This is a genomic window from Nostoc sp. PCC 9305, assembly GCF_963920915.1.
In the GTDB taxonomy this organism is placed as follows: Bacteria; Cyanobacteriota; Cyanobacteriia; order Cyanobacteriales; family Nostocaceae; genus Nostoc.
On record NZ_CAWUDN010000180.1, the window covers coordinates 1 to 9162 of the forward strand.

The 9162-nt window shown below is 42.3% G+C and carries 9 protein-coding genes; 2 read left to right on the top strand and 7 right to left on the bottom strand.

Going from position 1 to position 9162, the window contains the following annotated elements; all coding sequences use genetic code 11:
- Positions 1–93: 93 nt before the first annotated feature.
- The 4 genes from ACM0OX_RS34165 to ACM0OX_RS34180 form a co-directional block, all read right to left on the bottom strand.
- Positions 94–477: a DUF4346 domain-containing protein gene (locus ACM0OX_RS34165; protein WP_334838966.1), complete on the bottom strand. Its 384-nt coding sequence runs from the start codon at positions 475–477 to the stop codon at positions 94–96.
- 139 nt (positions 478–616) lie between these two features.
- Positions 617–1105 carry a pentapeptide repeat-containing protein gene (locus tag ACM0OX_RS34170; protein WP_414519476.1) on the bottom strand — a complete coding sequence of 163 codons (489 nt, stop codon included), beginning with the start codon at positions 1103–1105 and terminating at the stop codon, positions 617–619.
- A gap of 61 nt (positions 1106–1166) precedes the next feature.
- The gene (locus ACM0OX_RS34175) at positions 1167–2348 is read right to left on the bottom strand and encodes a GNAT family N-acetyltransferase (RefSeq protein ID WP_414519478.1); all 1182 of its coding nucleotides are present in this window, start codon (positions 2346–2348) and stop codon (positions 1167–1169) included.
- Positions 2349–2511: 163 nt separating this feature from the next.
- The gene (locus tag ACM0OX_RS34180) at positions 2512–3252 is read right to left on the bottom strand and encodes a RibD family protein (protein WP_414519480.1); all 741 of its coding nucleotides are present in this window, start codon (positions 3250–3252) and stop codon (positions 2512–2514) included.
- 294 nt (positions 3253–3546) lie between these two features.
- On the opposite strand from ACM0OX_RS34180, the gene ACM0OX_RS34185 reads away from it, so the two are divergent.
- Positions 3547–5676 carry an ATP-binding protein gene (locus ACM0OX_RS34185; RefSeq protein WP_414519482.1) on the top strand — a complete coding sequence of 710 codons (2130 nt, stop codon included), beginning with the start codon at positions 3547–3549 and terminating at the stop codon, positions 5674–5676.
- Positions 5677–5698: 22 nt separating this feature from the next.
- On the opposite strand, the gene ACM0OX_RS34190 is transcribed toward ACM0OX_RS34185, so the two are convergent.
- From ACM0OX_RS34190 to ACM0OX_RS34200, 3 genes are all read right to left on the bottom strand, one after another.
- The gene (locus ACM0OX_RS34190; protein WP_414519484.1) at positions 5699–6805 is read right to left on the bottom strand and encodes a Gfo/Idh/MocA family protein; all 1107 of its coding nucleotides are present in this window, start codon (positions 6803–6805) and stop codon (positions 5699–5701) included.
- 116 nt (positions 6806–6921) lie between these two features.
- Positions 6922–7641 (bottom strand): ribonuclease III, encoded by a 720-nt coding sequence (gene rnc / locus ACM0OX_RS34195; RefSeq protein WP_414519486.1) that lies wholly within the window; start codon positions 7639–7641, stop codon positions 6922–6924.
- Positions 7642–7750: 109 nt separating this feature from the next.
- Positions 7751–7933 carry a hypothetical protein gene (locus ACM0OX_RS34200; protein WP_334906029.1) on the bottom strand — a complete coding sequence of 61 codons (183 nt, stop codon included), beginning with the start codon at positions 7931–7933 and terminating at the stop codon, positions 7751–7753.
- 128 nt (positions 7934–8061) lie between these two features.
- Between ACM0OX_RS34200 and ACM0OX_RS34205 the strand changes: the two genes are divergently transcribed.
- A complete protein-coding gene (locus ACM0OX_RS34205; RefSeq protein WP_414519487.1) occupies positions 8062–8451 on the top strand; it encodes a hypothetical protein in 390 nt (129 codons plus the stop codon).
- The last annotated feature ends 711 nt before the right edge of the window (positions 8452–9162 follow it).

The following is a 9162-nucleotide window of genomic DNA, read 5'->3' on the forward strand; positions in this document are numbered from 1 at the left end:
TTAGGAGTTAGGAGTTAGGAGTTAGGAGTTAGGAGTTAGGAGTTAGGAGTTAGGAATTTGTAACTCTTAACTTTTAACTCCTCACTCCTAACTTTAATCTTGAACATACTCTTGCCCTGTAACTAAAGCTACCTCAGCCCGAACAAATTCTCGACCCAGATAAGCTGCATGATCTAATTGAGTTACCAAAGTGGGCTGAGTTTCTTCAAAAATTTTCACGCAAAGTTCTTTCGCCGTTCTGGCGCTAAAAACTGTTGTATGAGTTCGTTCTACCTTTGCTCGCGCCGGAATTACCTTTCCCGTTTCGGGATCGACAGCTAAACCGCGATCGTCAATCACATTTGTAAAATGCTTGGCATAAATTAACCCTGCGTCTCGATCTAAGTAAATAATGAAATATCCACCGGGATCTAGGTCAATATGACGCTGGGAAAGTTTATCATCAATTGCGGCTAAATCTTCAACTATTAAATCCATAAGCATTATAAAAAGAAATTTTCTTTCTTGAGGGTTTTTACACTCTATATCAAGTGTAATTCCTATCCTCCTTAGTCTTCTTGATATCTTTCAGATATTTTTGATTCCTTTTACTTAAAAGAAAATTAAAGAATTAGACTCAACTATTCCGAATAGTGCCATCTGGCATGATGGTGTTACGAAAAGTAGTGCGACGCAAATTAGCTCCTTCCAAATTAGCTCCAGTCAAATCAGCTTCCCAGAAGTCGCATCCCCCCAAATCAGTTCCGCTCAAGTTAGCCCCGATTAAATCAGCCTTATGGAAGCTAGTGTTGTGAAATCTCGCTCCTCTCAAGTCTGTATTAGTCAAGTTAGCAACATTGATGCTAGCACGTCGCAAGTCTGCTCCTCTAAGATCGGCTTCGGTCAAATCGGCACTATTCAGACAGGCTTCAAACAATTTGGCATTAACTAAACTAACTGCCTTCAAAATAGCACTAGCAAGATAGAACTCCTCCATATTATTCCCAGTTAAGTCAGCACCACTCAGATCAATCCCCGACAAATCTACGTCCAAGTTGACTCCAGAAAAGTTTCTTTCCCCAGCAGCATATCTTCTAATCAACTCATCACGATTCACATGAGCCATAAATATTTTCCTGAACTTATTAGGACTTACGCAGTGATGTTACGAAAGTAGTTCCTTTTCCTCAAGCATTTTTCTCACTAAATGGCAACTCTGCATTAATTGCCTCAATCTGCTGCTGTTCGAGTTGATTCACTTCCTTAATATAGGGACGAATAATTTGTCCTAAACGATTATTGTAAAAGCGGTGCAAACTGTGATTAGGCATAGCGGGGAAACCACGGCGTTTTTTGTGTCGCCCACCCGCGCCAGGGTCAAAAATTTGGATGCCGTTAGCGATCGCCCACTCAATCGGCGCATAATAGCAAGCATCAAAATGTAAGCAATCTATTTCTTGAAAACTTCCCCAATAGCGTCCGTAGAGTTTGTCATCTTTAAATAAACAAAAAGACATTCCTAAAGGATGAGAATCATCTTCCTCGCTATATGCGGCAATAAACAAGACTCGATGGCGATAATCGGTGTGTAGCTGCTCAAAAAATCTCCGTGTAAGATACTTGCTACCCCACCAGCCAAACTTATCACAGGTGTCAGCATAGAATTGGTGCATTAAGGGAAACAAAGACTGAGGAATTTGATCCCCACTCAGCGGTTGCAATCGTAAACCTGCTTTCTCCACAGCTTTGCGTTCCCGCTTGATATTGCGGCGCTGATTAGCGTTAAACACCTTCAAGTAATCATCAAAAGTTTTAAAATCAGCATTTTCCCAGATATAGCTGTGGTGCAGCCAAGTTGTAAAGCCATGCCGTTCCAGCATCGGACGCCATTGGGGATCGACGTAGAGAAAATGACACCCAGAAATTCGATTTTTGGAGCAAAAAGTGTCAATTTCATGCACCATCAGCGCTGTGATTTCATCCTCGTCTTCTCCTGGGGCGATTAAGAAGCGATAACCTTCTGCTGGGGTGAATGGTGTCATTCCCAGCAATTTTGGGTAATATTGAACTCCGATGCGATCGGCTAACTCTGCCCATTGGTGATCGAAAACAAATTCACCAGAACTATGTCCTTTAAGATAAAGTGGCGCAGCAGCAATCAGCGTTTTATCTCGCCACAGTGTCAAGTGATTTGGCAACCAACCAGTTTTAGCGGTAACACTCTGGGAAGTTTCGAGATTATTCAGCCACTCCCATTCTAAAAATGGCGTTTTGAGTGGCATTGCCAAAGCATTCCAGGCATTTTGGGGTACTTCAGCGATTTTGTTCGTCCAAACGACAGAATAGCGAGGCTTAAGTTGTTCCACCATCTTAGAGGAGTAGGGAGTAGGGAGTGGGGAGTGGGGAGCAGGGGAGCAGGGGAGCAGGGGAGCAGAGGAGAAGTAGCAGTAAGTCTTTCCCCTCTGCCCCTCCGCCTCTCTGCCTCTTGTGCCCAATGCCCCATCCCCAATAAATAACTTAACTTAGCGTAATCTAATCTGCTGGTCGTTGCAGGCGATAGTGCAAAAACACCTCTTGCTCAACTGTATGAGCTTCTATGAGTTGTAATTTAGGAGCCAAATCAGGTAAAAATCCTTTCCCTTCGACAGGTGTGGGTGCAGTATTGCCACCTAAAATCAGCGGACAGACTGTTAGCCATAATTCATCAATTAAGTCTAATTCCAGCAAGGAAGCGACTAATTCACCTCCACCCAAGACCGCCAAGCGTGTTATATGTAGAGTGGCTAGTTGCTTCAAGGCTGCGAGAATGTCAATTTCTTGCGTTGGTGTTTCAAAAACCAGAATCTTCTCAAATTCTGGAGGGTACTCTTGTACTCCGATTCCCAGCGTTGAGTGAAGCGTCTGTAAGCGTTCTTTCCACGAAAATTCCCCTGCTGTTGTAGTGAGTAGCCATCGTCTAACTGGTTGCTTAAAAAAGTGAATTTCCGGATTAAGGTTTGCAGAGTTTGTAATCACTATATGAACTGGTTGCCGAGGCTTCCCTCCTTGCGCCCGAAGTTGCACTAGAGTTGGATCGGTTACAGTAAGTGTTGTTCCATAAGCGTCCAGAGTACCAGCACCGAACAAAACGGCATCAGAGGCAGCAATTTGTTTTTCTAAGTGCGCTTTATCAACCCTTGAACCAAACCGAGCAGGCGATCGCTTAAAATCTGCTATCTTGCCATCTGCACTCATTGCTAAAACAACTGTAGTATGAGGACGATGTTGCAACATTAAATTGATTTGATAGTTTTAATATTTACTTTAGTCGTGTGTAGATTTTCAAAAAAAACCATACCTGCAAGCTACTGTTTTATAATTTCACCACTGTATTGATATGCAACACAAATCGCTTCTACATCTAGCATATACGAGTTTTGGTATACTACGTTTCTTTTTGAATTATAGCAATTTGTTATTTTTAAACATTGAAAATAAAATTCTGATAATTTAATAAAATGTCTCATCTAGCTGATTTAATTGCATATCTTTGGTGTTGTAGATTGCAGGTGCAAAGTGAGACACTCGATGACTAATTCCCGCCAATCTTCCTTCCGTCGAATTTTAGTAACGAGAATATTGCTGCTGTTTGTTCCAGTTTTGCTTGTAGGCGAAATTGTTGCCTTGAATAAGGCACGTACTAGTATATTGAGAACTGCACGGCAAAATTTAACAGAAAGCGCCATCAGTAAAGGGGAGAGAATTGGTGATGCGATCGCAATCTTAAAAGCTAATTTGCAGAGTGTAAGCAAAACAACGGTTATTCCGTCGGGTTCGCCTATACAAGAGCAAGAATTTCTCACGCAGTTAAGGCAACAACTTCCAGCCAGTATTGAGTGCATCCAATTAACAAATCTCCTAAACCACAAGATAATTGCTAGTAGCTGTGGAGATCGAGAAATTGGCGAATTGAGATTACCTTTGCCTAGTGATGGAATTGATGTCAAAGCAATCTTCCCGCCAAAAGCAGGAACGACTGGAAAAAGAAATGCACAAAATCAACTGCAAGTAGTTTTATCTGCACCAGTTTCTGATAGCCGAAGAAATTTAATTTACAGCTTAAGTATTCAGTCTGCATTGTACCAACAAACCAGAAATCCGCCGGGATCGCTCACAGGCGCTATGGTAGTGATTGCTGAAGATGGCACAATTTTGGCACACCCATTCACAGATTGGGTGGGAACTAATATCACTCAGCACCCTCATGCTTCCCAAATCAAAAGCATAATTAAAAATGCAATTACGGGAAAAAACGATTCGATAAGTTTGTCTTTTAGACAGGGAGAAGAATTAGTCGCTGGCTATACAGTTATTGCAAATCCACTTACTCAACAGCAACAGCAAAAATGGATAGTTTTAGCTGTTAGTAGTGTCGATAATGCGCTGTTTGGTTTAGAGGAAATCAAATTAATTCTCATTGTTTTGACAGTTGGTTTGATTGGCGCAAGTTTGTTAGCATCCCTGTATTTAGCTCCTTACTTGGCCCGTCCTGTAGAAGAATTGCGAGACTACGCTCTGAATATTCACTCTCACCATGCCGCACAACCAGTTCCGCACAATTTTCAAATTCGGGAATTCAATCAACTGGCCCAAGCATTAGACCAAATGGTAGAACGGCTGAAAGCTGGCTCGGAAGAACTGGAAATAGCTTGGAAAGAAGCAAAAAGTGCTAACCAGATTAAAAGCCAGTTTTTGGCTACGACTTCCCATGAATTGAGAAACCCATTAAATATTATTATTAACTGTATTCGCCTGGTTGAAGAAGGCTTATGTGATGACCGAGAAGAAGAAATGGAGTTTCTCAAACGTGCCGATGAAACGACGATTCACTTGTTAGGTATTATTAATGATTTACTCGACATTTCTAAAATCGAAGCAGGTAAGCTTTCAGTTGTTTCCACGCCTATTGACCTCCGACAACTATTGTTAGAGGTAATTAATTTACAATCAGTTAATGTCCAACAAAAGGGCTTGCAATTGAAATGTGAGTTAACTTCCAAAGCGATCCCAATTAAGGCAGACGCGGGAAAACTGAAGCAAGTGCTGATTAATGTTATCGGCAACGCCACTAAGTTCACCGACACCGGCAGCATCACCATTACTACAGAAATTCAATCTAGCAATGGTACATCTCAGGTAGTAGTAGCTGTCAAAGATACAGGTATAGGCATCGATCCGACTCAACAGCACAAACTATTTCGCCCCTTTGTAATGGTGAATGGCACTACAACGCGTCAGTTTGAAGGTACTGGACTAGGACTAGCGATTTCACGAAACTTAATCGAACTCATGGGAGGTAGCATTACTCTTGAGAGTGCAGGACTTCATCAAGGTACGACACTGAAAATTACCTTACCTTTGATTGATATCTCGCAGTTAGCTGTTCCAAATAAAGAAGCAAATGTCGGGGATTTGGGATTCTCCTCTGGGAATGAGCCAGTAAAGGCAAGCCGCTACCCCAACCTACAGGAATCTGGGGGAAGTTCTTCTTTGGGGATCGACAAGTCTGTGAAAGTAGAGGTAGACAAAGAAAAGTTCCCGAAGTCCAAATTGCTATTTGGAAATGAGACTTGCGAGATTCGTCTTTCGCCCCTGCAAACTATCTTGGTAAGCCTTCCAAAAGCAAAAGTTTGTGCAAATGGGACTTTTAAGAAGTAATTTAGTCAAAAGTCCATATTCATCAGTACTCCTGAAACTTTTGCTCCTTGACAATGCGATCGCTCAAAAAAACAGGTTTACCGCCTTGGCTAAGAGATAATGTTAGAGCAGCAAGAATTTCTACTAACTCAGTGCCTACCCAGCCAGACGAAATCTCTGAGGGAGTATTGTTGAGAATAGAGCCAACAAAGGAGGAGCAAACTCGCCCCAATGGTTCTCCTGGCTCTAATTCCAGCACTATCTGCCTTTGATTAACAGGAATAAATTGATTCCCTTGCTGTTCAAACTCACCATGTAGCAGGGTTAGGGGTGATGATATTGACATTTCATCAAAAATCAAGCTGCCAAGGCTACCTACAATCCCCAGCCGTCGCTGTTTATCAGGATTCAGCCAGCACAAATGAATATAAGCTTGAAAGCCATCTGGGTATGTGAGTGTCAGCCATACTAAATCAGCCAAACCTTGAGGCACAGACTCTGTATATGGACTCACCTCTGCCCCCCTGCTCCCCTGCCCCCCTGCTCCCTGTAGCCACACCGTACCCGTTGCTTGTACTTGCACAGGAATTTGACCCAGCCAAGCGTTAAATATAGCAATATCGTGAATGGCTAAGTCCCACAGCGCATCAACATCTTGACGGACAGGCCCTAAATGGGTGCGGGTGGCGTAGCCATAGCGTAAATCACCTAATTTACCTGCTTGTACTACAGCTTTTCCTCGCTCAACCGCTGGATGAAATAAATAAGTATGGTCAACAGTTAGTATTAAATTATGCTGCTCTGCTAAATGGCAAAGTTCCCGACATTCTGCTGGATTGAGAGTTAGGGGCTTTTCTGCCAAAACATGGTATCCCTGTTTGAGAGAGTCTTTAATTAAAGCATAGTGGGTGGTAGCAGGAGTTGCGATCGCCACTCCTGTCAACCCTGACACTGTCTTTAAATCCTGCCACTGGGTTGTTAATAGTACATTTTCATCTAAGTTAAACTGCTGCTTTACCGCCGCTAATCTTTCTGGATGGGGGTCTACTACAGCAACTACATTTGCTTGGGGATTTGCTAAAAAATTTCGCAGCAGATGCACTCCCCAACGCCCAACTCCGATGACAGCAATTTTAATTTGATTTGTCATTAGTTATTAATCATTTGTCACTTGTCATTTGTCATTAGTTATTTGTATACAAAGGATGAGGGACAAATGACCACTGACAATCAACTGATTATCGACTAATCGCCCTTCTTTTAAGCTCAGGGTATTTGCGGATTAGAAATTGCTAAAAAAGCTACTTTAGCTGCGGCTTGTTCAGCAGTTTTGATCGATCGCCCCTTACCTTCTCCGAGTTTGTTTCCGTGCAGCCACACTTCAGCCAGAAAACGTTCTTGATTGCGATGCGGTTGAGTTACTTCCATAACCCGATATTCTGGTAAAACTTTAAATTGCGCCTGAGTCCATTCTTGGAGAGCAGCTTTGTAATTAAGTCTGGCAGGATCGAGGCGAATTTCTGTTGCTAGTTCGTGAAAGTGGGGATCTAGCCAAGAGCGAATCAATTCCAGATTTTGAGTACTTAAGTAAAGCGCACCCAGAACGGCTTCAAAAGCATCTGCCAGTCGTGACTCTAGACCAACTTTATCGGCGGTAGCACTACCAGCGACTAGTAAGTATAACTCCAAACCATAAACTCTGGCCAATTGGGCGAGAATGCGATCGCTCACCAACACCGAACGAATTGCCGCAAAATCCCCTACTGGACAATCGGGATAATTTTCCCATAACACAACAGCCGACACCAGCCGCACCACTGCATCGCCAACAAATTCCAGCTGTTCATAATTTGCCGAATCAGAGACAGTGGGATGAGTTAGCGCTAAATCTAGCAATTCCCACTTTATAGGTGCTTCTAGCGACAAACCTAATTTTTGGACTAAACTTTCGAGTTGCCGTTGACGGCGTGGATAGGCAAGGGGCATTACATGATAAGGGGAAGGGGGCAGAGGGGCAAAGGGGCAGGGGAGGCACAGGAAGCTATCTGTATTTATATTCTTAAAGTTCTTGGACTATTACTCTAACAACTTTTTGTTACTTATCTCTATCTAGCTTCTCTTGGATAGCTTGACGGCAAAATTCAGGAGGATCGTCTTTAGCTTTCACTTCTTCCTTCATTTCTTTAGTGACACGCAAATGTAGATATTCAGTTAGTGGTCGCTCTCTGTCTGTGGTAAATGGCTTTAAGTTATCTGGATTACCTTTATTTTTAGACATTGTATAGAAATACAAATAAAGTTATTCTCCACGTGTATATCAGTGGAGAATGTTAAATTGATGGGCATCTTAGCCTGAGAAACTTGTTGCCCACCGATTCCCACTTTTACAAGAGGTAACTCTATTTTATGTTTACGCGCACAGAATTAGAAGTTAAAAGCTTGAGAGCGTTACGCGATTTATGTCTGATACAGTATGGCATCCAAGCAATAGGAAACCCTGCTGATAAGGCATCATACATTAATGCACTGCTGACCTTCCGTGTTATAGCCTGCAAGCAAGTGTCGGACAATAAAGGATTGAAGTCTCCTATGCTTTTGCTTTCTCAAGTAGAAGCGCTAGAAGCGACACTAGAAGCTATGGGAACACCGACACCAGAGCAGTCAGCATTGCTCAAGGTGACGATGGAGGGGAGGAAACTAGAGTACCCAGCACGGTACAGTCAAGAGAAACTGTTTGGACTCTATCGGGTTAAATGGCATTTGGACACAGCATTAGAGATATTGGGAATGCTTTAGGGACTTCCAAGAAATAAATTATCCATTTTGTGGGGTGGGCAACATGACATTGGTGTCAATTTAACGTAAAACCGATGTCCCGCAAGGAACTTCAGTTCCTTGCTCATAGCAAAAGTCATCTAAAAGATGACTAAATATCCCGGAAAATCTTTAGTCATCTTTAGATGACTTGAGCTGTTAGCCTGGAACTTTAGTTCTAGGCGGGTGATGAAGCCAACAGTGAAGCCATTTCTAGCTTAAGTTGACACGTATGGCAACATGAGCGCCCTAAATCTGGGACGGGTGGGGACACCATTAGTGTCAACTTAAGGTTAAAATCCATTTGTCAACGATAGGTTTTGTTAAAAACGAAGTATAAAGGTGAACTTTTTCTGACTTCTATACACAAGTTGGGAGTGATGCTAAGAAACAAAGCATTAATAGTCCCTGAAAAAGTTCGTTTTTTGTCCCTTTCAAAGCGAATTTTTAAGCCTAAATGCTTATTGACATAGTAAGTTTGAGCTTAACTTGACACCAATGGTGGGGACACCCATCCCACAAGAAAATTTGGGATGTTTTTTTATTTGGAAGTCCCTTAGATGATGAATTGGCGATCGCATAAAACCCATACAAAAAATAATAGAGTACAAACCATTAAAGGTTCATACTCCATTAAAGGGGCTACGGTGTACACACATCTTTCTAGAAAACCAAAATCGTCGTAGATCCCCC

Bases quoted from the DNA above. Each gene is read 5' to 3' on its own strand.
- ACM0OX_RS34190 (WP_414519484.1), bottom strand. From the start codon at position 6,805: ATGACAAATCAAATTAAAATTGCTGTCATCGGAGTTGGGCGTTGGGGA.
- ACM0OX_RS34175 (WP_414519478.1), bottom strand. From the start codon at position 2,348: ATGGTGGAACAACTTAAGCCTCGCTATTCTGTCGTTTGGACGAACAAA.
- rnc (WP_414519486.1), bottom strand. From the start codon at position 7,641: ATGCCCCTTGCCTATCCACGCCGTCAACGGCAACTCGAAAGTTTAGTC.
- ACM0OX_RS34170 (WP_414519476.1), bottom strand. From the start codon at position 1,105: ATGGCTCATGTGAATCGTGATGAGTTGATTAGAAGATATGCTGCTGGG.
- ACM0OX_RS34185 (WP_414519482.1), top strand. From the start codon at position 3,547: ATGACTAATTCCCGCCAATCTTCCTTCCGTCGAATTTTAGTAACGAGA.
- ACM0OX_RS34200 (WP_334906029.1), bottom strand. From the start codon at position 7,933: ATGTCTAAAAATAAAGGTAATCCAGATAACTTAAAGCCATTTACCACA.
- ACM0OX_RS34165 (WP_334838966.1), bottom strand. From the start codon at position 477: ATGGATTTAATAGTTGAAGATTTAGCCGCAATTGATGATAAACTTTCC.
- ACM0OX_RS34205 (WP_414519487.1), top strand. From the start codon at position 8,062: ATGTTTACGCGCACAGAATTAGAAGTTAAAAGCTTGAGAGCGTTACGC.
- ACM0OX_RS34180 (WP_414519480.1), bottom strand. From the start codon at position 3,252: ATGTTGCAACATCGTCCTCATACTACAGTTGTTTTAGCAATGAGTGCA.